20 protein-coding genes are annotated in these 26,132 nt (G+C 72.5%); 3 read left to right on the top strand and 17 right to left on the bottom strand.

Annotated elements, in window-relative coordinates; translation table 11 throughout:
* Positions 1-23: 23 nt before the first annotated feature.
* On the bottom strand, positions 24-2,147 hold the full coding sequence (locus BLW85_RS28470; protein ID WP_070023006.1) for a DNA gyrase/topoisomerase IV subunit B: 2,124 nt from the start codon (positions 2,145-2,147) through the stop codon (positions 24-26).
* A 441-nt stretch (positions 2,148-2,588) separates the two neighbouring features.
* Between BLW85_RS28470 and BLW85_RS28465 the strand changes: the two genes are divergently transcribed.
* Positions 2,589-2,819 carry a DUF7455 domain-containing protein gene (locus BLW85_RS28465; protein ID WP_070023007.1) on the top strand — a complete coding sequence of 77 codons (231 nt, stop codon included), beginning with the start codon at positions 2,589-2,591 and terminating at the stop codon, positions 2,817-2,819.
* A 99-nt stretch (positions 2,820-2,918) separates the two neighbouring features.
* Here BLW85_RS28465 and BLW85_RS28460 read toward each other — a convergent pair whose 3' ends face one another.
* From BLW85_RS28460 to BLW85_RS28430, 7 genes are all read right to left on the bottom strand, one after another.
* Positions 2,919-3,812 (bottom strand): serine protease, encoded by an 894-nt coding sequence (locus BLW85_RS28460; protein WP_074993687.1) that lies wholly within the window; start codon positions 3,810-3,812, stop codon positions 2,919-2,921.
* Positions 3,813-3,931: 119 nt separating this feature from the next.
* Positions 3,932-5,464, bottom strand: coding sequence for an RNA polymerase sigma factor (locus tag BLW85_RS28455; RefSeq protein WP_070023030.1), 1,533 nt, complete (start codon positions 5,462-5,464; stop codon positions 3,932-3,934).
* 439 nt (positions 5,465-5,903) lie between these two features.
* Positions 5,904-6,791, bottom strand: a complete 888-nt coding sequence (locus BLW85_RS28450) for a FadR/GntR family transcriptional regulator (protein ID WP_070023009.1) — start codon at positions 6,789-6,791, stop codon at positions 5,904-5,906.
* Positions 6,792-6,957: 166 nt separating this feature from the next.
* Positions 6,958-9,180, bottom strand: coding sequence for an ABC transporter ATP-binding protein (locus BLW85_RS28445; protein WP_079172652.1), 2,223 nt, complete (start codon positions 9,178-9,180; stop codon positions 6,958-6,960).
* A gap of 141 nt (positions 9,181-9,321) precedes the next feature.
* The gene (locus BLW85_RS28440; RefSeq protein WP_070023010.1) at positions 9,322-10,080 is read right to left on the bottom strand and encodes an NUDIX hydrolase; all 759 of its coding nucleotides are present in this window, start codon (positions 10,078-10,080) and stop codon (positions 9,322-9,324) included.
* 119 nt (positions 10,081-10,199) lie between these two features.
* Complete coding sequence (locus BLW85_RS28435; RefSeq protein ID WP_074993683.1) at positions 10,200-11,798, bottom strand: DUF4192 domain-containing protein; 1,599 nt, start codon at positions 11,796-11,798, stop codon at positions 10,200-10,202.
* A 234-nt stretch (positions 11,799-12,032) separates the two neighbouring features.
* Complete coding sequence (locus tag BLW85_RS28430; RefSeq protein WP_074993681.1) at positions 12,033-12,383, bottom strand: antibiotic biosynthesis monooxygenase family protein; 351 nt, start codon at positions 12,381-12,383, stop codon at positions 12,033-12,035.
* 151 nt (positions 12,384-12,534) lie between these two features.
* On the opposite strand from BLW85_RS28430, the gene BLW85_RS28425 reads away from it, so the two are divergent.
* A complete protein-coding gene (locus BLW85_RS28425) occupies positions 12,535-13,116 on the top strand; it encodes a TetR/AcrR family transcriptional regulator (protein ID WP_070023013.1) in 582 nt (193 codons plus the stop codon).
* 60 nt (positions 13,117-13,176) lie between these two features.
* Here the strand turns inward: BLW85_RS28425 and BLW85_RS28420 are convergent, their stop codons facing one another.
* Complete coding sequence (locus BLW85_RS28420) at positions 13,177-15,336, bottom strand: RecQ family ATP-dependent DNA helicase (protein ID WP_074993679.1); 2,160 nt, start codon at positions 15,334-15,336, stop codon at positions 13,177-13,179.
* Between the two features lie 396 nt (positions 15,337-15,732).
* Here BLW85_RS28420 and BLW85_RS28415 point away from each other — a divergent pair, with 396 nt between their 5' ends.
* On the top strand, positions 15,733-16,347 hold the full coding sequence (locus BLW85_RS28415) for a hypothetical protein (protein WP_074993677.1): 615 nt from the start codon (positions 15,733-15,735) through the stop codon (positions 16,345-16,347).
* A gap of 607 nt (positions 16,348-16,954) precedes the next feature.
* Here the strand turns inward: BLW85_RS28415 and BLW85_RS28410 are convergent.
* The 8 genes from BLW85_RS28410 to BLW85_RS28375 form a co-directional block, all read right to left on the bottom strand.
* Positions 16,955-17,584 carry a hypothetical protein gene (locus tag BLW85_RS28410; RefSeq protein ID WP_071828765.1) on the bottom strand — a complete coding sequence of 210 codons (630 nt, stop codon included), beginning with the start codon at positions 17,582-17,584 and terminating at the stop codon, positions 16,955-16,957.
* A 68-nt stretch (positions 17,585-17,652) separates the two neighbouring features.
* Complete coding sequence (locus tag BLW85_RS28405; RefSeq protein WP_070023017.1) at positions 17,653-18,354, bottom strand: ribonuclease HII; 702 nt, start codon at positions 18,352-18,354, stop codon at positions 17,653-17,655.
* Between the two features lie 268 nt (positions 18,355-18,622).
* Positions 18,623-19,240, bottom strand: coding sequence for a pyridoxamine 5'-phosphate oxidase family protein (locus BLW85_RS28400; RefSeq protein ID WP_070023018.1), 618 nt, complete (start codon positions 19,238-19,240; stop codon positions 18,623-18,625).
* Between the two features lie 44 nt (positions 19,241-19,284).
* The gene (locus BLW85_RS28395; RefSeq protein ID WP_074993675.1) at positions 19,285-20,262 is read right to left on the bottom strand and encodes a quinone oxidoreductase family protein; all 978 of its coding nucleotides are present in this window, start codon (positions 20,260-20,262) and stop codon (positions 19,285-19,287) included.
* Between the two features lie 100 nt (positions 20,263-20,362).
* The gene (locus tag BLW85_RS28390; RefSeq protein WP_074993673.1) at positions 20,363-21,802 is read right to left on the bottom strand and encodes an MFS transporter; all 1,440 of its coding nucleotides are present in this window, start codon (positions 21,800-21,802) and stop codon (positions 20,363-20,365) included.
* 154 nt (positions 21,803-21,956) lie between these two features.
* Positions 21,957-22,523 (bottom strand): TetR/AcrR family transcriptional regulator, encoded by a 567-nt coding sequence (locus tag BLW85_RS28385; protein ID WP_244174922.1) that lies wholly within the window; start codon positions 22,521-22,523, stop codon positions 21,957-21,959.
* Positions 22,524-22,615: 92 nt separating this feature from the next.
* Positions 22,616-24,127 carry a class I adenylate-forming enzyme family protein gene (locus BLW85_RS28380; RefSeq protein ID WP_070023022.1) on the bottom strand — a complete coding sequence of 504 codons (1,512 nt, stop codon included), beginning with the start codon at positions 24,125-24,127 and terminating at the stop codon, positions 22,616-22,618.
* A gap of 19 nt (positions 24,128-24,146) precedes the next feature.
* Positions 24,147-26,117, bottom strand: coding sequence for an FAD/NAD(P)-binding protein (locus BLW85_RS28375; RefSeq protein ID WP_074993669.1), 1,971 nt, complete (start codon positions 26,115-26,117; stop codon positions 24,147-24,149).
* Positions 26,118-26,132 lie beyond the last annotated feature (15 nt).

Genomic DNA, 26,132 nt, shown 5'->3' with positions numbered 1-26,132 from the left:
CGCGTATCGGCCGGCGCGGCGCGTCACGCGTCGATGCGGGAGCGGTCCAGGGTCGCCGCGGAGCTGGAGATGAACTCCTTGCGGGGGGCCACGTCATTGCCCATCAGGAGGTCGAAGACCTTCTCCGCGGCGTCCAGGTCGGACAGGTTGATGCGCCGCAGGGTGCGGTGGCGGGGGTCCATCGTGGTCTCGGCCAGCTGGTCGGCGTCCATCTCGCCGAGGCCCTTGTAGCGCTGGATGGAGTCCTTGTAGCGGATGCCCTTGCTCTGGAACTCCATGAGCTTGTCGCGCAGCTCCCGGTCCGAGTACGTGTAGACGTACTTGTCCTGCCCCTTCTTCGGCTGGATGATCTCGATGCGGTGCAGCGGGGGCACCGCGGCGAAGACGCGGCCGGCCTCGACCATGGGCCGCATGTAGCGCTGGAACAGCGTGAGCAGCAGACAGCGGATGTGCGAGCCGTCCACATCGGCGTCGGTCATCATGATGATCTTGCCGTAGCGGGCCTGGTCGATGTCGAAGGTGCGGCCCGAGCCCGCTCCTATGACCTGGATGATCGCGCCGCACTCGGCGTTCTTGAGCATGTCGGTCACGGACGACCGCTGCACGTTGAGGATCTTGCCGCGGATGGGCAGCAGGGCCTGGAACTCGGAGTTCCGCGCCAGCTTGGCCGTACCGAGCGCGGAGTCGCCCTCGACGATGAACAGCTCGCTGCGGTCGACGTCGTCACTGCGGCAGTCGGCGAGCTTGGCCGGCAGGGACGAGGACTCCAGGGCGGTCTTGCGCCGCTGGGCGTCCTTGTGCTGACGGGCCGCGACACGGGTCCGGGCGGCGGCGACCACCTTCTCCATGACCACGCGGGCCTGGGCCGCGGCGTCCCGCTTGGTGGCCGTCAGGAACGCCTTCAGCTCCTTGGACACCACGTTGTTCACGATGCGACGGGCCGCCGAGGTGCCGAGGACCTCCTTGGTCTGGCCCTCGAACTGCGGCTCGGCCAGGCGCACCGTGACGACCGCGGTGAGGCCCTCCAGGGCGTCGTCCTTGACGACGTTGTCCTCGGCGACGCGCAGCAGCTTCTTGGCGCGCAGCACGTCGTTCATCGTCTGGGTGAGGGCCTGCTCGAAGCCGGAGACGTGGGTGCCGCCCTTGGGGGTGGCGATGATGTTGACGAAGGATCGCACGGTGGTGTCGTAACCGGTGCCCCAGCGCAGCGCCACGTCCACGCCGAGTTCGCGGGCGACCTCGGTGGGGGTCATCTGGCCGTGTTCGTCCAGGACCGGCACGGTCTCCTTGAAGGTGCCCTTGCCGGAGAAGCGGAGCACGTCGCAGACCGGCTTGTCGTTCGCCAGGTACTCGCAGAACTCGCTGATGCCGCCGTCGAAGCGGAAGGACTCCTCGCCCTTGCTGCCGCCCTCGCCGAGGCCGTACTCGTCGCGGACGACGATGGTCAGGCCGGGCACCAGGAAGGCGGTCTGCCGGGCGCGCTGGTGCAGCGTGTCCAGGGACAGCTTGGCGTCCTTGAGGAAGATCTGCCGGTCGGCCCAGTAGCGCACGCGGGTGCCGGTGCGGGTCTTGGGGATCTTCTTGGCCTTGCGCAGGCCGCTCTTGGCCTCGAACCTCGCGTCCGCGCCGGCGCCCGAGAAGGCGCCCGGCACACCGCGCCGGAAGCTGATCGCGTGCGTGCTGCCGCTGCGGTCCACCTCGACGTCCAGGCGGGCGGAGAGGGCGTTGACCACGGAGGCGCCGACGCCGTGCAGACCGCCGGAGGCCGCGTAGGAGCCGCCGCCGAACTTGCCGCCCGCGTGGAGCTTGGTCATGACGACCTCCACGCCGGACAGGCCGGTCTTGGGCTCCACGTCCACGGGGATGCCACGGCCGTTGTCGCGCACCTCCACGGAGCCGTCGTCGTGGAGGATCACCTCGATGTGGTCGCAGTAGCCGCCGAGGGCCTCGTCCACCGAGTTGTCGATGATCTCCCACAGGCAGTGCATGAGACCGCGGCTGTCCGTCGAGCCGATGTACATGCCGGGGCGCTTGCGCACGGCTTCGAGGCCCTCAAGGACGAGCAGGTGCCGCGCGGTGTAGTTGGAACCGTCCCGGTCTGCTCCTGCCAGCAGCGCTGTGGACGGCACGGACGTATCGGCGGTCACGCGGTTCGCTCCTCGCTGAATTTCAGATTGCCCCCTTCTGGGTAAGGGGGAGGCTTCGGTCGCCGGACAGAGGGTACCGAGGCCTGGTAGAGCCGGTGTAACGCCACCCTCGTCGGCTCCTCAGACTAGTCCAGACTCGCATGCACGTTCGATCCCTCGTTGGGGTGAAGTACATATCACGTTCCCTTGGAGGCATGAACCATTTAGGCTCCGGGCACGTCCTCATGAACAACCGGCAAGCCAGCCGGGAGGACCGAGATACTAGACAGCGCGAAACCGTAAGCACCCAAGAGACGCACTACGGCACATTCGCCGCCAACCGGCAGCAGACAGCCGACCCGGAAAAATTTTTTCGAAAGAAAAGCCACGAGCGGGAACGTTTTCGGGCTGGTTGGATGTTGACCCTGGTACGACAGCTCGTCGAGCTAGAGAAGAGGCGACGTGACTACTGTTCTGACCCCCGCGAGCCCGCTGACGGCCGCTGACCGCTGCGACCGCTGCGGCGCCCAGGCATACCTGCGCGTCGTCCTGCTCAGCGGCGGAGAGCTGCTCTTCTGCGCCCACCACGGTCGCAAGTTCGAGCCAGAACTCAAGAAGATCGCCGCTGAGATACAGGACGAGACGGAGCGGCTCACCTCCGTTCCGAACACCTCTTCCGAAGAAGAGCGCTGAATCTCGCGCGTACGACGAGCCAGCCCCGGCCCAGGCCGGTGAACGGGCGGCCGCTCCCCCTCGGAGCAGCCGCCCGTGCTCGTACGTCGCGCAAGGCCCTCAGGAGACCCTCTGGGACCTCCCCGCGGCCTTGGCGGACGTCTTCCCGCCCCGGCCGTCCTGCGGTGCCAGGGCGCGTACGACCTCGGAGACCCGTGTGTAGACGCCGGGACTGCCGGGCCGCCCGCAGCCGCTGCCCCAGGACACGAGCCCGATCAGCCGGCCGTCGGCCACCAGCGGGCCTCCGCTGTCCCCCTGACACGCGTCCGGACCCCCGGCGGCCTCTCCGGCGCACAGCATGCTGCTGGCCCGGTAGACGCCCTCTGGGCCGCCCGGATAGGCCCGGCTGCAACGGTCGTCGGCGAGCACATGCACGTTCGCGGCATGCAGCCGGTGCGCGTAGGCGCCGCCGCCCGTCAGGTCACCCCAGCCGGTGACCAGGGCCTTGGTGCCCGGCGCGTAGGCCGCGTCCCCCGGGCCCGCCATCCCGATGACCGCGCTCTGCGGCAGCGGCTCCGCGAGGGTGACGACGGCGAAGTCGCCCGAGTTCGTCGCACCGTCGAAGCCCGGGTTGACCCGGACCTCCCGTACGGCGATCTCCTGACCCTCGTCCGACAGCAGGTCCGTGCGGCCCGCGATGACCTTCAGATCGCGCACGTGGTCCGGCGGTCCGCCGAGGACGTCCTCGGCCATGCAGTGGGCGGCCGTCAGCACGGTGGTGCGGGCGATCGCCACTCCGCCGCAGAACTGGCCCGCCCGGGCGCCTCCGAACCGGTCACGGCTCGACAGCGCCACCGTCCACGGGGCCTGCGAGACGTCGATCGGGAAGCCCCCGACGACCACGCTTCCGGGGGACGCCGGGGACGCCGGCGACGCGCCGACCAGGGGTATGGCGGCGACGGCGGCCGCCAGGACGAGCGGCCGGATCAGTGCGCGGACAAGGGAAAGGCGCATCTGCACTCCTCACTCAGGGTCGATACCGGAGAACCCAGAGTGATCCACGAGAGCGCCGCTCGCAGCACGAAGGCCCGGATCCCACGGGGGAACCGGGCCTTCTTCGTCGTACGGGCGGACTAGTCGAGGTAGTCGCGCAGCACCTGGGAGCGCGACGGGTGGCGCAGCTTCGACATGGTCTTGGACTCGATCTGCCGGATGCGCTCACGCGTCACGCCGTAGACCTTGCCGATCTCGTCGAGGGTCTTCGGCTGACCGTCGGTGAGACCGAAGCGCATGGAGACGACGCCGGCCTCGCGCTCGGAGAGGGTGTCCAGGACGGAGTGCAGCTGCTCCTGGAGGAGCGTGAAGCTGACGGCGTCGGCGGGGACGACGGCCTCGGAGTCCTCGATGAGGTCACCGAACTCGCTGTCGCCGTCCTCGCCCAGCGGGGTGTGCAGCGAGATCGGCTCACGGCCGTACTTCTGGACCTCGATGACCTTCTCCGGGGTCATGTCGAGCTCCTTGGCCAGCTCCTCCGGGGTGGGCTCGCGGCCCAGGTCCTGGAGCATCTGGCGCTGCACGCGCGCGAGCTTGTTGATGACCTCGACCATGTGCACCGGGATGCGGATGGTGCGGGCCTGGTCGGCCATGGCGCGGGTGATCGCCTGACGGATCCACCAGGTGGCGTACGTGGAGAACTTGTAGCCCTTGGTGTAGTCGAACTTCTCGACCGCGCGGATCAGGCCGAGGTTGCCCTCCTGGATGAGGTCCAGGAAGAGCATGCCGCGGCCGGTGTAGCGCTTGGCCAGGGAGACCACCAGACGGAGGTTGGCCTCCAGCAGGTGGTTCTTGGCGCGGCGGCCGTCCTCGGCGATGATCTCCAGCTCGCGCTTGAGCTTCGGGGCGAGCTTGTCCGAGTTGGCCAGCTTGTCCTCGGCGAACAGGCCCGCCTCGATGCGCTTGGCGAGCTCGACCTCCTGCTCGGCGTTGAGCAGGGGGACCTTGCCGATCTGCTTCAGGTAGTCCTTGACCGGGTCGGCGGTGGCGCCGGCCGCGGCGACCTGCTGGGCGGGCGCGTCGTCCTCGTCCTCGTCGGAGAGGACGAAGCCGGCGCTCTCGGCACCCTCGGGCTCGTCGCCGACCTTGGTGTCCTCGAGGACCTCGTCCTCGAGAAGCTCGACGTCGTCCTTCTTGGCCGTGGTCTTCTTGGCGGCCGTCTTCTTCGCCGTGGTCTTCTTGGCGGTCGCCTTCTTGGCGGTGGTCTTCTTGGCGGCGGCCTTCTTGGCCGCGCCCTCCTCGGTGGGATCGGCCGACGCGGCGGACACCGCGGGGGCGGCCGTGGTGGCGGTGGCCTTCCTGGTGGTCACCGTCTTCGCCGCGACCGTCTTGGTGGCGGTGCGCTTGGCCGGGCTCTTCGCTGCGACGCTCTTTCGGGTGCGCTTGGGCTCTGCTGCACTGACCATCAGCGTCACACCCTCTTCCTCAAGAATCTGGTTGAGGCTGCGCAGTACGTTCTTCCACTGAGTGGCCGGAATCTGGTCAGCTTCGAAGGCCCGACGCACATCGTCGCCGGCGATCTGCCCCTCAGCCTTTCCCCGCTCAATGAGCGCCATGACAGAGACGGACTCGGCGATCTCCGGCGGGAGCGTACGGGATGTGCTGGCCGACACGAACAACCTCTCGGAACGTTGGAAAACGGCTTCCGGCACCGTCCACTTCGGACGGGAGCCGACCACCGGCCTGGGGATGGGCCGACGGCGCGGGCGCGGGCCGGGAGGATTCACAGCGCCTTGTCCGGCGTCCGTATTCCCTCCGCGGCTATCACCTCTTAGGTCATCGCGCTGTCCCCATGAGTGTTACGCCCAATCTGCGTGGCCCGAGTCACACCCCGTAAGCGAACAAAACCAGTCGGACATGGGCAAAGAAGACGCCTGACGTGTCGGCCGGGTCAGGGAGGTCGCGCGTGGGGCCGGGCCCGTGCGCGGCAGCGCCGGGTCCCGCCGGACTGCTGAGGATCCGGCGGGGACCGGCGACGGCCGCGGCCCCCGGGCCCGGCACGTCATGGGAACCGACGCGCACACTCGGCGATCGCACCGCCCGCGGCGCGGGTCAGTGCTCGCGCGGGGCGGGTACCACCCGCTCCACCTCGGGGTGGACCGTCAGCAGTTGGCGCATGGCGGTCTCCGCCGCACCGCCGTCGCCGGTCCCGAGGGCGTCGACGATCCGCGCGTGCTGCGCGAGGGACGCCTCGTTCGGCCGGTCACAGGCCGTGACCGGACCGCCGGAGACCTGGAGGGCGGCGGCGACGATGCCGGAGAGGTGCTCCAGCATGCGGTTGCCGGCGATCTGGATGAGCAGCGCGTGGAACTCGTTGTCGGCGCGCGAGTAGGTGAGCGCGTCGCCCTGCGCCATGGCGTGGCTCATGATCTCGACCATGTCGCACAGGCGCTGCTGCACCTCCTCGCGGCCGTGCCCGGCGGCGAGACGGGCGGCGAGCGGCTCGATGGTCCAGCGCAGCTCGCTCAGCTCGCGCCGCTGGTCGTCGCGCTGGGGGCCGAAGGCCCGCCACTCGATGATGTCCGGGTCGAGGAGGTTCCAGTCGCTGACCGGGCGCACGCGTGTGCCGACGTTCGGACGGGCGCTGACCAGGCCCTTGGCCTCCAGGACACGGAGGGACTCGCGGACGACGGTGCGGGAGACCTCGAAGCGCTGGCCGATCTCCTCGGGCACCAGCGGACGGTCCGCGCCCAGATCGCCGGAGACGATCATCTGACCCAGCTGCTGGACGAGTTGGCCGTGCAGCCCCCGGCCGCGGTTGCCCGTGGCCCGCCGGCCGACCCGGCCCAGCTCGGATTCCCCTCCGTCCCAGGCGGGCGCTCCGACGCGTTCGCCCACCGGGGCGTCGCCGTAGGAGTAGCGGTCGAGTTCGCCCGGGCCGGCCAGACCGGAGTCTGACGAGCGGGCGGCGGTCATCATGGTGTGCGCAAGGGTACTCACGAGTCCTTTGTCGGCGCCGTGTCCAACTCCCTTGAGGTCTTTGGTGAAAAGCACACGAAAGGGTGATCGCTCACACCGTCGCAATTGACGCCTTATCGGAAGGAAACGAGCCGTCCGCGGGGAGTTGTGGGCACAAGCCGGATCAGAAGCGTAAGGGCAACGGTCATCAGGTCCTGGTTCGCAGCGTCGTGAACAGATACGCGCACACCAGTGCCGTCAGGGACAACACCAGTGCGCCGCCCACGGGTTGGACGATCAGTCGCACCACCGCCAGCAGGTAGCGGTCCCCTCCGAAGGGCCACTGGAGCAGGAACACCTCCCGCGAGCGCGCGGGGAGATCGGCCGCCATCCCCACGGCCGCGCCCCGAAGTCCCCGGTGGACAAGGGGTACGACGACCACGGGCACGGCGAGGACGGCGGCGAGGCCGCCCGAGGTGGACCGGAAGACGCCGGCCGCGAGCACGCCTGCCCACGCGCACCCGGTCATGAGGGCGAACCAACTCGCGGTCAGCGCGAGCCAGTCCTCGGGGACCTGTGTCGCCTCCCGGCCGTGGACGAGGTGGAGCGCCTCGGCGTCGCAGCCCACGGCGAGGAAGGCGAGCAGGGCGGCGGTGGTTCCGGAGACGAGGAGTTTCGCGGCCAGCAGCCCGAGCCTGCGGGGCACGGTGCCGCGGTCGGCCGCCAGTGCGGGGTGGCGGAACTCGTCCCCGAAAGACAGCGCGCCGAGCAGTCCGGCCGCGAGCGCGGCGGGCGGCAGCGGCAGTTCGCGCGGCCACGCCGCGAACAGCCGGGCCTGCGGGGTGTGGCCGATCCCGGCCAGCACCACGGCGGTGAGCACGGAGATCACGAGCGCGGCGCCGCAGACGAAGAACCCCGTGCCGACGCCGGCGGCCCGCCGGAGTTCGTAGCGCAGCGGGCACAGCGGGGCGGGGGCGGGACGAACCGAGATGAGAGGCGGGAGGGCGCGGGCGCCGTCGGTCCGGGCGTCCGCGGTCCGCGGTGCCCGGGGGCCGGGCCTTCCGGCTCCGGGCAGGTGGGCGCGCAGCGCGGCGAGGCCCGCCGCGGCGACGCGTCCGCCGGTGGTCTCCGGCCCTCGGGCGCGCGGTTTCCCGGAGGCGCGGGTGGTCCCGGTATCCGCCGTCACCGGATGCCGTCGCGACTCGGGGCGCTCGGGCGCGGAGCGGTGGGCGGGGACCTCTTCGGACGCCGCCCGGTCGTCAAGGACCGCCCGCACCCGCGGCACCGCTTCCGGCCGGCGGGAGGTGTGCTGACCGTCCTCGGCGGGGCCGGCCGGCTCGGCGGGCCCGACCGACGCGACCAGGTCGGCCCGCCGGTCCTGCGACGACGGGTCCGGCACGGAGAAACCGAACACGATCTTCCCGCTCTTCGCCGTGGCCCGCCGTTCCACCAGCCCGGGGCCGGACGCGGTCCCGGGCGTGCCCGGCGGCGGGCCGGGGGCGGCCGGTCCACGGTCGGCAGCGGTGCCGTGCGCACCGGGTCCGCTGTCGGCGCCCGGCCCCATGTCGCCTACCTCGTCGGCGAGTTGGTGGACGAGGATGCCGTGCCGGAAGGCCGTCTCACCGATGTCGGCGGTCGTCGTGCCGTACACGGAAAGGCGGTTGCCGCCCTCGTGCACGACCTCGACGGAACGGCGGCCGGTACGCGCCTCCTTGGCGAGTACGGCCGCGAGGCGCCGGGCGTGCGGGGTGCGTACGGCCACGCGCGGCCGCAGCCGGGTGCGGGCGAACTCCTCGGCCTCCTGGTCGGCGACGAGCCGGCCGGCGTCGAGGGTGACGACCCGGTCGGCGGTGCGCGCGGCCTCCCTCGGGTCGCCCGTGGCCATCAGCACCGTGCCGCCCTGGTCGGCGTGGGAGCGCAGCATGTCGTGCAGCCACTGCGCCTCCCGGGCGCAGAGGCCGCGGGTCGGATCGTCGAGGACGAGCGTGTGCGGGTCGGGCAGCAGGGCGCAGGCCAGGCCGAGCCTGCGGTCCATGCCGCGCGACAGCGTGCCGAGGCGTTCCTCGCGGAAGCTGACGAGGCCGACGGCTTCGAGGAGTTCGTCGGCACGGCGTGCCGGGACGCCCGACGCCGCGCAGAGCATGCGCAGATGACCGCGGACCGTACGGGCCGGGTGCCCCGGCACGTCACCGAGGAGCACGCCGACCTCACGCGCCGGGTGGGCGATCCGGTGCAGGGGCCACCCCCTGAAGTAGGTGATGCCACGCCCCTGCTCCAGGGCGAGCATCAGCCGCAACGTCGCGGTCTTGCCCGCGCCGGGGGCACCCAGGAGCACGGTGATCTGCCCGGCGCGCGCCTCGAAGGAGACGTCGTCGACGGCGGGCGGCTGCGCCTTGCGGGAGGTGCTGGTCAGTCCGAAGGCCTGGATCACCTGCAGCAAGATAGCGTGCGTTGTCCGGTTTTTTCGTGTATGGGAGGGTTGAGCGGCGGGTGCCGCTCCCCCGGGCCCGTCTCTGTCCTCCGTTCGATGCAACCAGGGGCCCGCTCCCCGGACCGGCCGGGTCCGCGCCGGTCAGACCTCGGGGCGCAGCATCGGGGGGTTGAGCAGGGTGGCGCCACCAGCCCTGAAGAGCTGGGCGGGGCGGCCGCCCTGGCGAGTGGTCGTGCCTCCCGTCGGCACGAGGAACCCGGGGGTCCCGGTGACCTTGCGGTGGAAGTTGCGCGGATCGAGGGCCACCCCCCACACGGCCTCGTACACCCGGCGCAGTTCTCCGACGGTGAACTCGGGCGGGCAGAAGGCGGTGGCCAGCGACGAGTACTCGATCTTCGACCGGGCCCGCTCGACGCCGTCGGCGAGGATCCGGGCGTGGTCGAAGGCCAGCGGGGCGAGGGGCTCGCCGTCCCGGCCGTAACCGCCCTGCTGGAGCAGTTCCTCGACCGGCGCCCAGCGCGCGTTGCTGGCGTCGCCGCCCGCGCGCGGTGCGGGCAGGTCGGGGGCGAGCGCCAGGTGCGCGACGCTGACCACGCGCATCCGGGGGTCGCGGTCGGGGTCTCCGTAGGTGGCCAGCTGCTCCAGGTGCGCCCCGTTGTCCTGCGCGGGGGACGAGGGGTCGTGCGCCCGCAGCCCGGTCTCCTCGGCCAGCTCGCGCGCCGCCGCCTGGGAGAGGTCCTCGTCGGCCCGGACGAAACCGCCGGGCAGCGCCCATCGTCCCTGGAAGGGGGGCTCGCCCCGGCGCACCGCCATCGCGCACAGCGAATGACGGCGAACGGTCAGCACGACCAGGTCCACGGTGACAGCGAAGGGCGGAAAGGCTGACGGGTCGTAGGGCATGCCGCGATCATAGTCGTCTGCCTGACGATAAACACGTCGTTCGCCGGGCCCGCACGCGCCGCTTCCGCTTCGTCGGATTATGGGCGGCGACCTCCGCTCCCGTCCAGGTCAGGCGGTGATCATCCCGCGTCCTCCACCTCCGTTTCCCGGGAGAAACCCCCCGCCGGGGCGCCGGTGACGGCGGTGTCGCCGGGGCCCTTGGTGCGGCTGCGCGCGCCGCCGGGGTGCCGGGCGGCACGGCTCGGGGGCTGGTCGGCGGCGGGGCGGGAACCGGCCGGCCTGCGCCGGCCTCCGGCGGCCCGGGTCGCGGCCGTCCGGGTCACGGTCGGGCCGTCGCCGCCGGTGGTCGCGGAACGCGTCCGGCGCCGTCGGCGGCCGCTCCCGCCGGTGTCCGGCTCCCCGGAGGGTCCCGAAGCGTTCGGCACCGGGGACTCCGCGGGCTTGTCGGATTCCATGGGCTCCATGTCCTCCGCCTTCTCCGCGGCTCCGAGGGGTTCCGCGCCCGTACCGGCGGCATCCGGTTCCGCGTCGGGCGCGTCCCCGGCCCGCTCGCCCCGAAGGCACCGGCGGATGGACTCCGGGTCGAGTCCTTCGTTGCAGGCCTGGTGCAGGAGGCGGGCGAACAGGTAGTCCGGGTCGGCGCCGAGGGCCATGGCCAGTGCCTCGCGGGCCTCGAGTTCGTCGCCCGTGGACCAGGCGACCCAGCCGGCCAGGGTCAGCGGGGCGGCGGCGTGCTCGCCGTAGGGGCCGACGCAGCGGCGAGCGAGGGAACGCCAAAGGCGCAGCGCCGGTTGGGCCGCGTCGCCCTCCATCCACGCGGCGGCCCGGTCGCGGGTGTCGCGGTCCTGGAGGCCGAGGATCAGCAGGGCCGCCTCGTCGTGCCCGATCAGGCCGTCGTCGCGCAGGTCGGCCGGGAGCGCCCCGGCGACCGGGGCCGCCGCCGAGAGGCGGTGCAGGAGGCGCTCGGCGAGGGCGAGGGTCTCCTCGGCCACCTGCGCGCGCCCCGACTCGTCCAGGATGCGGGGCACGAGGTCCATGCCGGCTGTGTCCAGGGCCAGCTCCTGTTCCAGTGCCGCGGTGGTCTCCCAGGGCTGGAGCCGGGCGCGCAACTCCTTGAGCGTGCCCCGGACTTGGAAGCCGGCGTAGGTGGCCGCGGCGGCGAGCACGGAGGTGCCGGGCAGGCCCATCGGCGTGCCGTCCGGCGGGCAGCAGTCCGCGACGGGGCAGCAGTACGACCAGAAGCGGCCGTCCGAGATGCACAGGGCCTCGACGACCGGCACGTCGAGGTCGCCGCACTGGACGCGCATCAGACGGGCGAGGCGGGCGAGCCGGCGTTTGACGTCGCTGCCGGTCTCTCCCGGGGCCGGCTCCTGGCAGACGTAGGCCACCATCTGCTCGGGCCTGGCGCCGCGCCGTTCGCTGCCGGTGACCAGGCCGCGGGCCAGTTGGCGCGCGGCTTCCTCCCAGTCCTCCTCGTGCGCGGGGAGGCCGAGCCGGGCCCGGCCGCCGAACCTGCCCTTGCCGCCGCGGTCGTGCAGCGCGACCAGGATCATGCTGTCCTCCGGGCGGTAGCCCAGCAGGTAGGGCAGGGCGTCGGCCAGCTCGGCCGGGGTGCGCAGGGTCACCTGCTCGGTGTGCGCGGACGGATCGGCCGGGGACTCATCGCCCGGGATACCACTGTTTTCGAAGGATCCGGTGGTTTCGCTGTGATTCGTCATGCGCCGACGATCTCGCGAATCCCGGCTTCCCGCTGGAGCCTGTGGACAACTCGAATCAGGGACACGACAACCCCCGGCGGTTGTCCACAGGTCCGCGACCGGCCGACCTCACGCCCCCGCGTCACCCGGGGTGAGGATCTCCACGAGGTGTCCGCCGGGGTCGCGGAAGCAAGTGCCCCTGCGGCCCTCCACGTGCTTGCCGTCGTCGGCGGTGGATCGGCCGCGGCCGCCGTGTCATACGTCGATCGGCTCGAAGATGTGCGGGTACGACACGATGTCGTCGGGGAAGTCGGCCGCCATGCGCTGGAACTCGGGGCTGCCGAGCGCGGTGGCGAGCGCCTCGGTCGACTCCCAGACCGCGACGTTCATGAGGAGCCGGCTGCCCGCCGTTCCCCGGTGCATCCGCAGGGAGACGAATCCCGGCTGCGCCTTCATGAACTCGGCCTGCCGCCGGAAGAGAGCCAGGAACTCCTCGGTCCGTTCCCGGGGAACGGCGAAGGTGTTGGCCAGGACGATGGGCCCGGTCCTCTCCTGGAACTGCCTGAACATCGGCGTGTGCGGGTCGAGGCTCTGGAGCTTGGCCATTTCGGTACGTCCTCTCGCTTCCGGTGGTGCGCTCAGGGGTGGTGTCACGATCTAGCCAACATGCGTTGCCAACGAGCGTTGACAACGTCTGTTGGCAACCGTAGGACCGCGGTCCTGGACTGTCAACACTCGTTGGCCTACATTCGTCGGCATGACCGGCACCCCGGAGAAGCAGCAGGCCGTACGGCGTTCCGACGCGACCCGCGCGGCGATCCTCACCGCGGCCCGCGAGCGGTTCGCGGCGGACGGCTACGAGAAGGCGACCATCCGGGCCATCGCGCGCGACGCGAAGATCGACCCGTCGATGGTGATGCGCTACTACGACAGCAAGGCGGGCCTGTTCGCGGCCGCCGTCGCGATCGACCCCGCACTGCTCGACCTGCCCGTCGAACCGCGCGAAGCGATCGGCCGCACGCTGGTGAGCCACTTCCTCACCGTGTGGGAGGAGAACGAGGGACTCACCGCACTGATGCGGGTCGGTGCCACCGACCCGGCCGCCGCCGAACGCATGCAGAGCGTGCTGCGCGACCAGTTGATCCCGTTGGCCCGGCAGGTGGGCCCCGAGCCGGAGCAGGCACAAACACGCGCGGCGCTGTGCGCCGCGACCGTGCTCGGACTCGCGCTGACGCGCTACGTCCTGCGGTTCCCGGCGAGCGTGGCGCTCGGCCGCGACGAGATCCTGGACTGGCTCGGCCCCACGATCCAGCGGTATCTCACCGCGCCCACACCCTGAAGCGACGCGGCCTGCTGGCCGCCGCCCGGCTCCCATCCGCCACGACGGGCGGAGGGGCTTTCAGCCCGCCGCGGCGAGCACCAGCGGCAGAACCTGGTCGGCTCCCTTCTGCCTCAGCAGACGCGCGGCGACCGCGAGGGTCCAGCCGGAGTCGGTGTAGTCGTCCACGAGCAGGACCGGCCCCGGGGTGCGGGCCAGGGCGTCGGCCAGGTCCTCGGGGAGGGTGAAGGCGCCGGCCAGCGCGCGGAGCCGTTGGGCGGAGTTGCTGCGCCGTGCCGCGTGCGCGCCGCTCGGGCCGGTGTACGCCAGGCTGCCCAGGTAGGGAAGCCGCCCGATGTCCGCGACTCCCCGAGCGAGGGACGCGACCAGCCGAGGGCGGGTCAGGGACGGCACCGAGACGACCCCTGCCGGCCTGGCGGAGGCGTCCGGGCCGTCCGACATCCAGCCGCCCGGAGAGCGCGCCCAGTCCGCGAGGACCGTCACGACGGCCTTCAGCACGTCCTCGGGGACCGGCTCGTCGGGCGCCTGCTCGGACAGCAGCGGCCGCAGCCGGTTGCCCCAGCCGATGTCGGAGAGCCGCCCCAGTGCCCGGCCGGTGGAACACTGCTGCTGGGCCGGGATGCGCCCTTTGAGGTCGACGCCGAGTGCCGGCATGCCCGTCGGCCACATCCGGCGCGGCTCGATCTCCACCCCAGGGCGGCCCAGCTCCTTCGTCGCCCCCGCGAGAGTCTCCGCCGAGACGGCGGGGTCGGCCCAAGCGCCCGCGCAGTTGTCGCAGCGACCGCACGGCGCGGCCTCCTCGTCGTCCAGCAGGCGACGCAGGAACTCCATGCGGCATTCGGTGGTGGTCACGTACGAGCGCATCGCCTGCTGCTCGGCCGCACGCTGCCGGGCCACCCGTGCGTACCGCTCGGCGTCGTACACCCAGCCGGCACCCGTGGCCGTCCAGCCGCCCTTCACCCGCCGCACGGCGCCGTCCACGTCCAGCACCTTCAACATCGTCTCCAGCCGGCTGCGCCGCAGATCCACCGAGCCTTCCAAGGCCGGCACGGACAGTGGCCGCCCCGCCTCGGCGAGGGCCGCGAGGGTCTGGCGCACCTGTTCCTCCGGGGGGAAGGCGGTCTCGGCGAAGTAGCGCCAGATCGCCTCGTCCTCCTTGCCCGGCAGCAGCAGCACCTCCGCGTGCGCCACACCGCGGCCCGCGCGACCCACCTGCTGGTAGTAGGCGATCGGCGAGGACGGCGAACCGAGGTGGACCACGAAGCCGAGGTCCGGCTTGTCGAAACCCATCCCCAGCGCGGAGGTGGCCACCAGCGCCTTGACCCGGTTGTGCAGCAGGTCGTCCTCGGCCTGCTGGCGGTCCGCGTTCTCCGTCCTGCCCGTGTACGAGGCCACCTGGAGGCCGCGCTGCCGCAGGAACGCGGTGGCCTCCTCGGCGGCGGCCACGGTGAGCGTGTAGATGATCCCGGAACCCGGCAGCTCGTCCAGATGCTCGGCCAGCCACGCCATCCGGTGCGCCGCGTCCGGCAGCCGCACCACGCCCAACCGCAGACTCTCCCTGTCCAGGGGACCGCGCAGCACCAGTGCCTCGCCGGCGCCGGTACCCAGTTGCTCGGCCACGTCCGCCGTGACCCGGGCGTTGGCGGTCGCCGTGGTGGCCAGCACCGGGACCCCCGGGGCGAGCTCGGCCAGCATCGCCCGCAGCCTGCGGTAGTCGGGGCGGAAGTCGTGGCCCCAGTCGGAGATGCAGTGCGCCTCGTCCACCACCAGCAGGCCCGTCGTCGCCGCGAGCTTGGGCAGCATGTGCTCACGGAAGTCCACTGAATTGAGGCGCTCGGGGCTCACCAGGAGAACGTCGACGTCGCCGCGGCCGACCTCCTCGTGGATCGTCTCCCACTCCTCCGGATTGGCCGAGTTGATGGTCCGCGCGTGGATACCGGCCCGCGCCGCCGCCTCGACCTGGTTGCGCATCAACGCCAGCAGCGGGGAGACGATCACCGTGGGTCCGGAGCCGCGTCGGCGCAGCAGCGCCGTGGCCACGAAGTACACCGCCGACTTGCCCCACCCCGTGCGCTGCACGACCAGGGCGCGACGGCGCTCCACCACCAGCGCCGCCACCGCCTGCCACTGGTCCTCCCGCAGCCGCGCCGCCCCCGTCGGATCACCGACCAGCTCGGCGAGGATGGCGTCGGCTTCGGCACGCAGCTCCAGATCGTTCATGCCTCCATGCAACCCGACGGCAAGGACAATCGGCCACTTCACCCCGCGTGACGGACGGCATGCCCGCTCCACGCGCGCTCCGGGGCACGACCAGCCGGACCGCGCCCCTGTCCCGGCCCGATCTGCCGGTGACGGTGGCCCAGGCGGCAAGTCCACGGCCGACGCCCGGCCCGGCCCCATGCGTCAGCGGCCTGACCTGTGGGTAGGGATATAAGCCACGCACCATCCGATAACCGGCGGCGACCTCAATTGCTCGTTGCCGCATCCCAGTTCGACAGGAAGAATTGAGATCCGCTCCCCGCACGGTCCGCCCGTGATCCGGCCGGGCTCCACTGCGGTGCGCGCTCCCGAATCCGACCTCGCCCGCTGTGTGGGCGCGTAGCCGAAGGGAGGAACGTGACCTTCGGATTCGCCTCGTCCTCGGCGGCCTCGTTGTCGACCTCCACCACTTCCGCCGGCCGCCTGCTGGAGCCGGCGGAGTGGGCCGCCGCCGGAATCCCCCTGCTGCGCAACCCGCGTGAGGTCGTCAGCGGGCTCCACGCCCGACATCATCCGAGGCCGTCCACAGCGATCGTGGCCGTCCTCGATCCGGACGAGCGGCTCTGCGCCAGCGCCTCGTTCACCCGCCGCGCCGCCCCGGCGGACGGCTGGATGCTGCGCAACGCGCTGCTGTCCCAGCTGCGCCGGGTCATTCCGCACGATCTGCGCCGCCGCACCCCGGTGCGCACCGCCGTCCTGCTCTACTGCCGCGAGGGCGACGCGCGTTGGACCGAGGAGGACGGCGCCTGGATGTGGGGACTGCGCGACGCCTGCACGCTGCACGGGCTGCGCTGCGGGGCGTACATCACGCTGACCCGCGACGGCTGGCAGGTGCTGGGCGAGGACCGCGGCGGTCGTCGCCCCAACGCCCGTTCGGCGCCGGAGCCCTTCGCCACGGCGGACGCCCCGCCGCCCCCGCCGCGTACCGGCGGACCGGTCTCCGAGGTGCTGCGCCGGGCCGCTGCCCGCTGAGGGGACGGCCGACCCGGGCCGGTCCGCGTAGGCGCGGCACCGCCTCGGGGCCGATCCGCGTACGCCCGGCGTCCGGTCGGGACGAGCCGGTGGACGCAGGGCGCCCGCTCCGGCCACCGGCCGTGCCATGGACGTACGACACCCGCTGCGGACGGTCCGCGGAGGCACGACACCCGCGCTGTAGCCGCGACCGCCGTTCCCGAACGACGCGGACGACCCCGGACCTACGACGCCCGCTCGGGCGACCGACCGGTCCGTGGCCGTAAGCCGACCGGTCCGTGGCCGTACGGCACCGACTCCCCCACCGGCCGGACCGGACGCCGCCGACGGAAGGTCCCCCCTTCCGTTCCGGACGTCCCGGTGCCAACCGGGTTGCAGTGCGGGGCAGTCGGAGCGCGCCGGGCACGGCCGGCCCGGTGGGCGTGGCCCGAGGGTCGTACGGCCTTCCGGCGATCACCTCTGCCCGGGGCGACCCGGCACGGCGCTCCCGTCGCCCGGGCACGCCGAAGACCGCTCCGAGCGGTGACCACGTGGACGACTCGTCGCCCGGGCTCGCCGAGCCCCGGCCCCGAGGTCCCGGGTTCTCCGGGCGCCTGGGCGCGCCGGCTCAGACTCCGGCGCCCAGCACCCCGTTGATCTGCTGCGGGTCGCCGCAGACGATCAGCAGGGCACCGGCCCGGGAGTGGGCCAGCGGGAGGGCGGTGCCGGCGGCGGAGGCCGGGCCCCCGTTGACGGCCACGACGACCACCGGACGGGACGCGGCACGGGAGGCGATGGCGGCGTCCGTGTAGAAGACGTCGTCACCGGCGTCGTGCTGCGCCCAGTAGGACGCTTCGCCGAAGGACAGCTCGTGCTCGGCCCACGGGTGCTGGGCACCGGTGGTGATCACGAGTACGTCACCGGGGGCGCGGCCCGAGTCCAGCAACAGGTCGACGGCCTCTTCGGCGGCGTCGAGCGCACCCTCGGCCGAGGCCGGGATCAGCTGGATCTGCGGGCCGGCCACGGCGGCGGGAGCGGCCGGACCGGACGGGCCCGGCTTGGCCGGAGCCACGTCACGCGGCGTGCGCTGCACCGGCGGCGCGGGCCGCTGAGGGCCGGGACGACCGGGGCGGGACGGCGCCGCGGGGCGGGGGCCGGGTACGGGGCGAGGGGTCGGCGCGGTGCGGCCGCTGGCCGGCGTGGCGCGGGGACCCTGGGCACTCTCGTGAATCTGAGGCTCCTCGGGAATGAGAGGCATGAGCTGATTTTTATCAAACGTTGAGGCGGCACTGACGACGGGGTGGCACATCAGTGCGAGCGGACCGATCAGAAATCGAAGCCGAGCTGCCCCTCGATCTCCGGAACGTTTCCGTCCGCCCACGTGCGGGCCTTCTTGAGATGCCGCCACTGGGGCAGCGCATCAAGATACGCCCACGACAAACGGTGGTGCGGGGTGGGGCCCCGCTCTTCCAGTGCGGCTTTGTGCACGGGCGACGGATACCCGGCATTGTCCGCAAACCCGAAGTCTGCATGGTCGACACCCAGTTCGGCCATCATTTTGTCGCGCTGGACCTTGGCGATCACGGAGGCCGCCGCGACGGCGACGCACGACCGATCGCCCTTGATCACCGTGCGCACCCGCCACGGGGCACCGAGGTAGTCGTGTTTCCCGTCGAGGATGACGGCGTCGGGACGGACCGGCAAGGCCTCCAGGGCGCGGACGGCGGCGAGCCGCAGCGCGGCCGTCATCCCCATGCCGTCGATCTCCTCCGGGGAAGCATGCCCCAGCGCGTACGCGGTCACCCATGTCCGCAGGATCTCGTCCAGTTCGGTGCGCCGCCTGAGGGTCAGCAGCTTGGAGTCGGTCAGGCCCGCGGGCGGTCGGCGCAGTCCGGTGACCGCCGCGCAGACGGTGACGGGTCCGGCCCAGGCGCCGCGCCCCACCTCGTCGACACCGGCGATGACCTTCGCTCCGGTCGTGGCGCGCAGGGAGCGCTCGACGGTGTGGGTAGGCGGTTCGTACGGCATGGCGCCCTTAGGTTACGCCGCCGGGATCGCCCTGCGACACCCCGGTCTCCCCCGCGGACAGGGGACTGCCGCGAGGGGGATCGCCTTTCCGGAACCCGGGTCATCATATTTGCAGCTGCACACGAACTGAAGGGTTCGCTGTTCACCGGAGAGCAGGGCGCCGGCGGCATCGGATCGATGCCAACCAGCGCCCGACGGAGGGCGGTTCCTTTCACCATGCATCCCGCTCCGCGCGTACGCTCCCCGTCCGGAGGGTCGCGCTCGTGAATCACTCCTTCTTCTCGGCGGTGAGGGCCCGGTTCGCCTCCCTCAGCCTGGTGATCTCGTCCCTGATCGGTTGCAGCACCTCGTCCAGTTCGGCCGGGGTGAAGCGGGGGGTGATGTGTTTGGGGCAGTTCCAGCTGAGGCCCTCGACGGTGATGGTGACGAGCCGTTCCAGGCGGCCGTCGGTGCGCGGCCGGGCGAGCCGGCCGGCCAGGGCGGGGGCCTCGTCGGCGTCCTGCCAGCGGGCGCGGCCGAACAGCTTCAGCCGGGTGCGGTAGGCGTAGTCCATCAGGAAGAGGGCGACCCGGTCGTTGTGCCGCAGGTTTCCGGTGGTGATGAACTGCCGGTTGCCGCCCACGTCGGCGAAGGCGACGGTGTGCTCGTCCAGCACGTGCAGGAAGCCGGGCGGGCCCCCGCGGTGCTGGATGTAGGGCCAGCCGGTCTCGCTGACGGTGGCCATGTAGAAGCTGTCGCGTTCGGCGATGAACTGCTGCTCCACCGGTCCGAGCGGGTCGGGTTCGTCGGGTCCGTCCAGTTGCCGCAGCATGGCCTGGCCGCTGCCGTTGCGTTCCTGGACGCCGCGGACCGAGTCGGTGTACGCGATGCGGGCGAAACGGGTCATGGGCGTCTCCGTTCCTTCGGCTGTCCCTCCGGTCTGCGGGCCGCTCAGTGCCCCGGCTGGAGGAGGAGTTTGCCGGTGGTGGTGCCGGACTGGAGGTCGGCGTGGGCGCGGGCGGCCCGGTCGAAGCCGTACCGGCCGCCGATCGTGGTCTTCAGCACGCCCTCGCGGAGCCAGCCGAAGACGTCGGCGGCGCGGCCGGCCAGTTCGGCGGGGTCGGTGGCGTGGTCGACCAGGGTAGGGCGGGTGAGGAACAGCGAGCCGCGGGGCGCGAGCGACTGGGGGTCGAGCGGTGGGACGGGCCCGGAGGCGGCGCCGACCAGCACGAACATCCCGCGGGGCCGCAGCGCGGCGAGGCCCGCCTCGAAGGTGTCCTTGCCGATGCCGTCGTAGACGACGTCCACTCCCCTGCCGTCGGTCCGGTCGAGGACCTGCCGGGTCAGGTCGTCGGCGGCGCCGCGGACGATGACGTGGTGGGCGCCGGCCGACTCGGCCGCGGCGGTCTTGCCGGGCGTGGAGACGGTGCCGATGACCCGGGCGCCCCGGCGGACGAGCAGGCGCACCAGGTGCTGTCCGAGGCCGCCGGCCGCGGAGTGCACGAGCGCGGTCTCGCCCTCGGCCGCCCGGTAGGTGGAGGTCGTCAGGTAGTGGGCGGTCAGTCCCTGGAGCATGGCCGCGGCGGCGTCGCTGTCGGAGATGTCGTCCGGGACGCGCACCGCGGCGCGGGCGGGGACCGCGACGAGTTCGGCGTAGGAGGCGGGGGCCGCGCACCAGGCGACGCGGTCGCCGGGCCCGAACCCGGTGACGTCCGCGCCGGTGGCCACGACCGTGCCCGCGCCCTCGCTGCCGGGGACGAAGGGGGCGCGCAGCGCGGCGCGGCCCTCGCGTTCGTAGACGTCCTTGTAGTTGATCCCGGCGGCGGTCAGGCGGACCAGCAGTTCGCCGGGGCCCGGCCGGGGGTCGGGGCGTTCGGTCTCGGTGAGTACTTCGGGTCCGCCGTGCCGCTCGGCCACTACTGCGCGCATGGGGGCGCTCCTTGCCGTTCTCGTCGCTGGTTCTACGGATGGGCGGCGGGGCCGTGCCGTCGGTGGTCCGTCCGGCACGGCCCCGCCCGGTGCGGGTTGGTCAGGCGGTCTCCTTGCGCGGCACGTACGCGACGCTCAGACCGATGATGGCGAAGAAGCAGAGCGCCACCAGGACGACACTCACGCGCAGGCCGAGCATCGTGTCGTGCATGCCGATCAGGGAGCCGAGCAGGGCCACGCCCATCGCCATGCCGACCTGGCGGGCGGTGTTGAGGACGCCGGAGCCGAGGCCGGCGTAGGCCGGGTCGATGGCCAGCAGGGCGGCGGCGTTGAGGCTCGGCGAGAACACTCCGCAGCCGAGACCGGTCAGGCTGGTGCCGATGGCGAACAGCGGCCAGGTGCTCTGGTCGGTGACGCCGAGCAGCAGGGCGCTGCCGATGAAGGAGGACAGCGCGCCGGTCCACAGCAGGAACCGCGGACCGCGGTGTACCAGGCGGCGGTTGAGGACGATGGTGCCGAACACCCAGGCGATGCCGAAGGGCAGGAAGTACACGCCGGTCTTCTCGGCGCTCAGGCCCCACTGCTGCTGGAGGTAGATGGCGAGCATGAACTGGAGGCCGTAGCCGCCGAACTGGAAGGCGAAGCCGTTGGTGATGGAGGCGGAGAACGCGGCGCGGCGGAAGACGGCCAGCGGCAGCATCGGGTGCTGGGAGCGGGACTCGACGGCGACGAAGGTGATCGCGGTGACGACGGCGACGGCGAGCAGGACGAGCGGGACGGGGGCGAGCCAGCCCAGCGAGCCGCCCTCGATCAGGTAGGCGACGATCGCGGAGAGGGCGATGATGCCGGTCAGCTGGCCGGGCAGGTCGGCGGCGCGGGCCTCGCGCCGGGGGGTCTCGCTGGCGTAGCGCTGGGCGAGGTAGAGGGTGACCAGGCCGACGGGCACGTTGATGAGGAAGATCGAGCGCCAGCCGAGGAGTTCGGTCAGCGCGCCGCCGCCGATCGGGCCGGCGACCAGGGCGAGTCCGCCGGTGGCGCCCCAGACGGTGATGGCCTTGGCGCGCTCGATCGGGTCGGGGTAGGTGCGGGCGATGATCGCCAGGGTGGTGGGCAGCAGACCGCCGGCCGCGATGCCCTGGAGGAAGCGGGCCACCACCAGGACGGTCAGGTTCGGGCTGACCGCGCACAGCAGGGACGCGGCGGTGAACGCGGCGAGCGAGGAGACGAACAGCCGGCGGGCGCCCCAGCGGTCGCTGATGCTGCCGGCGGTGAGCAGGATGCTGGCCAGCGGGATGGTGTAGATGGTGACGACCCACTGGAGGGCGGCCATCGAGCCGTGCACGTCCCGCTCGATGGCGGGCAGGGCGATGTTCAGGGCGCTGCCGTCCAGCAGGATCATGAAGAAGCCGAGGCAGACGGCGGCGAGGGCGAGGGCGGTGTGGCGCGCGCTGCGCACCGGCGTGGCGGGAGCGGCGGGCGTGCCGGGCGTGCCTATCGGCTGGCGCGCCGTGCTCGTCGGCGAGTCGGGGACGGTGGTCATGGGGTGAACCTTCTTTCGGACGCGGTGCCGGGGCGGGGTCCGGCGAGCGGGGTGGTGCGAGGGTCCGGCGGGGTGGTGCGACGGTTCGGAAGGGCGGTGACCCGGTGCGCGAGGGGTGCCGCGCCCCGGGCAGCGGGGGCGGCGGACGGCCGGGTCACGCCCTGAGGTGGGCGAGGGCGCTCTTCGCGGCCTGGGTGGCGCGGCGGAACGCCGCCTGGTCCTGCTGGGCGCGGGCGAGCACATAGCCGCCCTGGACGGTGGCGATGACGAGCGAGGCCATGGCCGCGACGTCGGTGTCCGGGCGCAGTTCGCCGCTGCGCACGCCCTCGGCGAGCACATCGGCGATGCGCTGCTGGAGCCAGCCGAAGAACTCCTCCACGGGGGCGCGCAGCCGGTCGTCGGCGACGACGTCGGGATCCTGGACGAGCCGGCCGACACGGCAGCCGGCGAGCGGGTTGCGTTCCATGTCGAGGTAGGCGCCGACCCGTTCCAGGGCCGTCGTGCCGCTGTCCAGCGCCGTCTCCGTGGCGAGCCGCAGCTGGCCCGCGGAGTGCCGCATGGCGGTGACGGCCAGGTCGGCCTTGCCGGAGAAGTGGTGGTACATGCTCCCCTGTCCGGCGTGGGAGCGCTTCTGGATCATCGCCGGGCTGGTCGCCGCGTAGCCGCGCTCCCAGAGCAACTCGGCCGCGGCCTCGACGAGGTGTTCCTTCGTCGCCTTCATGACTCGACTGTACATACTAGTAGGTACAGAGCGCAAGACAGAGCCCCCGCCGACTTGCGGCAGGGGCTCTGACGTGCTCTTTCCGTGGAAAATCAGGCGGCGCTCAGCCGCACGGCCAGCTCCTCCCGCAGCACCAGCAGCGCGACCTTGCCCGCGCTGTTGTACGGGATGCGCTCGGCCTCGGTGACCCTGGCCGGGCCGGCGAACCGCCCGAGGACCTCACCGGCCCGGGCCAGGGCCCGGTCCCGCAGTTCGGGTGCCAGCCCGGGCCGCAGCACCACCACCGCGACCGCGCCCGTGTCCGCGCCGTCGAGCCCCGAGGTGACGCACACGTCGCGCACCGCCGGGTCCTCCTTGATGGCCCCCTCCACGCGCACGACGTCGAGGCGGGGCTCGGAGCGTGCCGTGATGTAGAGCCGCCCGTCGTCGCCGAGGTAGCCGTAGTCGCTGGTCAGGATGTGCCGCCGGCCGTCCAGTTCGACGGTGTCCAGCGGCCGGTGCACGTACTCGTCCATGGCGTACGCGCTGTCGATCGCCAGCAGTCCCACCCGGCCGGGCGGCAGTTCGCCGAGGGTGTCCGGGTCGAGCGCGCGGACCGTCACGCCCGGCATGAAGCGGCCCGCCGCGTACGGGGCGGCGGCCAGGTCGGCCGGATCCGCCATGGTGTTGATGCCGGTCTCGGTGGTCGCGTAGTACACGTACAGCAGATCGCCGAGGCGGGACCGGGTCTGGTCGATGGTGCGCGGACTGATGTGCCGGCCGCCGGTGAGCAGGAAGCGCAGGGCCGTCAGATCGGCGCCCCGGTGGGTGGTGGTGGCCGCCTCCAGCACCCGGTCGAGGAAGGGCGGCACGAAGAACGCGCCGGTCAGCCGCTCCGTTGCCAGCACCTCCACGGCCGCCTCGGCGTCCGGCGGGCCGAGTCGCACCGCGGCGCCGAGCGCGAGGGCGGCGCCCGCCCACACGTGTCCGGAGGCGAAGGCGAGGGGCGAGGTGATCAGGAAGGAGTCGCCGGGGCCGAACGCGAAGCGGTCCCGCAGGAAGGCGACGCGCTGGTTCTCGGTGCGCTTGCGGCGCACGAACAGCTTCGGGGTGCCGGTGGTACCGCTGGTGAACCCCAGTGCGCTGAACGGGGGTTGGACCCAGGGGGCGGCCTGGTGCTCGCCCTCCGCGACGGCCAGGTAGTGCGTGACCCGGGTGTCGAACGCGGGGAACGCCACCAGGTCGAGCAGTACGGCGGTGTCGCCCCAGCGCGGCCAGAAGTCCTCCGGCAGGTTGGGCAGCGAGCTGTCCACCACGATGAACGTGGGCCCCACGGCGGCCAGTTGCTCGCCGATCGTGGCACCGTCCCGCTCCGGGTCGACCCCCACCCAGGGGATGCCCAGCGAGGTCAGCGCGGCGGTCGCCACCACGACGCGCACGGTGTTGCCCGCGATCACCATCGCCCGGTTGGGCTCGTCGGCGTCCAGCGAGCGGGTCAGCCAGGCCCGCACCGCCGCCACCCGGTCCGCCAGCTCCGCCCAGGTCAGCGTCTCCTGCCCGTCGCTGACCGCCACGCGGTCCGGTGCCGTCGCGGCGTGCTCTCGTACAGCCTCAAGCGTGATCATTGCCGTCTCCTCGGGGGTGTCAGCCGGCCAGCGGGACAGTGGTCGCCGTCTCGCGGCGGGCCGCGTCGTCGGCGTCGAGCCGGGCGAGCCGCGCCATGCCCTGGCGCAGGCACGAACGGGCGATGGAGTCGCCCTGGAGCAGCGTGCGGGAGTTGACGTGCGGACGGGCGCCGATGGCCGTGACCCACTGCACGGACTCGACCGGCGGGCCGTAGCTGAAGCGGGCCGGGTGCGGGGTGCCGTCGCCGCGCACCACCTGGAACGTCGACTCGGTCACGTCCAGACCGCCGGTCTCGTACCCTCCGCCGTCGGCGTCCGGGATGAAGTGCGCCCGGCACTCCCCGGCCGCGCGCAGCGAGGCGAGCAGCGGATCGGTGGCCCGGCGGACGTCGGTGAGCGGCAGGTGCGCCTCCACCAGCGCGGTGGCCCGCACCTCGGTGCCGGGCACGTCCGGGGACGAGGCCAGGAAGACACCGTCGTCCTCCTCGGCGCTCACCTTCATCCGGGGGCCGAGCGGTTCGACGATCCCCGCCCGCACCAGCGCCAGCAGCTGGGCCACCCGGGTGGCCGGCGGGCCGCTGGCCGCGTAGTTGTTCAGGCCGCTGAACCAGCGGTCGATGTGGTCGCGGTACGAGGCGCCGCTGATGCCCTGGTGGGAGATGACCGCCCGCACCTCCTCGCGCAGGTCGCGCATGACCGCGGCGGCCGCCTTCACCGCGCTGCGCTCCGGGCCGAGCCTGGAGTGCCGCAGGTCCTCGGCCAGTTGGGCGGTGATCCAGTCGCGGAAGGCGGCCTGTCCCGCGAAGCCGATCCCGTCCGCCGGGCGGTCCAGGCGCTTCCAGTCGAACCTCAGCTCCGGGTCGGGCACCAGTTCCTCGATGAGCCGCTCCATGCGGGGGCTGCCCCAGCTCAGGCCCGGGAACTCGGCCACCAGCCGGGCGTGCCCCTCGGGTGCGGTGTCCTTCAGCAGCGCCCGGTAGTACACCCAGGCGACCTCCTTGGCCACCAGCGGGAACAGGTCCCGCAGGAAGTCGGTGCGCCCGGTGCCGGCGCCGAGCCGCAGCTCGGCTATCTCGGTGGCCGTGATGAAGTCGGGCTTGTAGCGGGGTACGACCTCCTGTTTGATCTCCGCCCGGGCCCGGTAGGGCATGCCGCGCCCGGAGCCCGCGTACATCACCGGCTCCTCGCCGCTGGGCAGGTAGCGCAGGCCGTCGCCCTCGGTGACGAAGTGGCCGCCGCGGCCCTCGCTGAGCAGGATCATGTAGTCGTAGAAGTTGAGGCCGAGCCCGCGCACGATGACCGGCTCGCCGGCCTCGACCCACGAGAGGTCCGCCTCGGCGGGGCTGTTGGGGGCCACGTAGTGCAGTCCGTGCCGGGCCGCGAAGTCGATGAGGTGCTGCTCGCGGGTGGTGGGCGCCACGTCGTAGTGGCCCTGGGCGAGCACCACGGCGTCCACCCGCAGCGGCAGGTCCTCGCCCTCCAGCCGCACCTCCTGCATCCCGTCCGGGGACTCCGTGACGGAGACCGCCCGGGTCTGGTGCACGCTGACGGACACCCCGGCCGGGGCGCGCTCCACGATGTGCCGGAACGACCAGCCCAGGTACTCGCCCTGGAAGGCGCGGGAGGCGTACGACCAGGCCTCCATGTGCGCGGCCTCGGCCTTCGCCTCGTCGCTGACGTCGGTCACCAGGCCGTCCGCGACCATCCGGGCCCACTGGTACTGGGTGGGGCCGGGGGTCAGCGGCCCCTCGCAGGTGACGGTCTGGTCGGTGAAGACGGTGACGTCGCCGGCGACGGTGTTCATGAGCAGCTCGCGCGGCTGGTCGAACTTCCACACCCGGCCGCCGCCGACCGGGTAGGGATCGACGACGTGGACGTGGACGTCCTGGCCGGGGCTGAGCAGCGGCGCGTTGGCGCAGACGCGTTCCAGCGCGACGGTGCCCCGGGGGCCGGCGCCGACGATGCAGATGTCGATGGTGCGAGTGGACATTGCGGTCTCCCTGCG

This window comes from Streptomyces misionensis (assembly GCF_900104815.1).
GTDB lineage: Bacteria > Actinomycetota > Actinomycetes > Streptomycetales > Streptomycetaceae > Streptomyces > Streptomyces misionensis.
The sequence above is the reverse complement of the archived record's forward strand: the minus strand, read 5'-3'. Positions and strand labels throughout refer to the sequence as shown.

Coding starts and splice junctions, on each gene's coding strand:
- BLW85_RS28460 (WP_074993687.1), bottom strand. CDS start 3,812: ATGCGCCTTTCCCTTGTCCGCGCACTGATCCGGCCGCTCGTCCTGGCG.
- BLW85_RS28440 (WP_070023010.1), bottom strand. CDS start 10,080: ATGCCCTACGACCCGTCAGCCTTTCCGCCCTTCGCTGTCACCGTGGAC.
- BLW85_RS28435 (WP_074993683.1), bottom strand. CDS start 11,798: ATGACGAATCACAGCGAAACCACCGGATCCTTCGAAAACAGTGGTATC.
- BLW85_RS28430 (WP_074993681.1), bottom strand. CDS start 12,383: ATGGCCAAGCTCCAGAGCCTCGACCCGCACACGCCGATGTTCAGGCAG.
- BLW85_RS28425 (WP_070023013.1), top strand. CDS start 12,535: ATGACCGGCACCCCGGAGAAGCAGCAGGCCGTACGGCGTTCCGACGCG.
- BLW85_RS28420 (WP_074993679.1), bottom strand. CDS start 15,336: ATGAACGATCTGGAGCTGCGTGCCGAAGCCGACGCCATCCTCGCCGAG.
- BLW85_RS28410 (WP_071828765.1), bottom strand. CDS start 17,584: ATGCCTCTCATTCCCGAGGAGCCTCAGATTCACGAGAGTGCCCAGGGT.
- BLW85_RS28405 (WP_070023017.1), bottom strand. CDS start 18,354: ATGCCGTACGAACCGCCTACCCACACCGTCGAGCGCTCCCTGCGCGCC.
- BLW85_RS28400 (WP_070023018.1), bottom strand. CDS start 19,240: ATGACCCGTTTCGCCCGCATCGCGTACACCGACTCGGTCCGCGGCGTC.
- BLW85_RS28395 (WP_074993675.1), bottom strand. CDS start 20,262: ATGCGCGCAGTAGTGGCCGAGCGGCACGGCGGACCCGAAGTACTCACC.
- BLW85_RS28390 (WP_074993673.1), bottom strand. CDS start 21,802: ATGACCACCGTCCCCGACTCGCCGACGAGCACGGCGCGCCAGCCGATA.
- BLW85_RS28385 (WP_244174922.1), bottom strand. CDS start 22,523: ATGAAGGCGACGAAGGAACACCTCGTCGAGGCCGCGGCCGAGTTGCTC.
- BLW85_RS28380 (WP_070023022.1), bottom strand. CDS start 24,127: ATGATCACGCTTGAGGCTGTACGAGAGCACGCCGCGACGGCACCGGAC.
- BLW85_RS28375 (WP_074993669.1), bottom strand. CDS start 26,117: ATGTCCACTCGCACCATCGACATCTGCATCGTCGGCGCCGGCCCCCGG.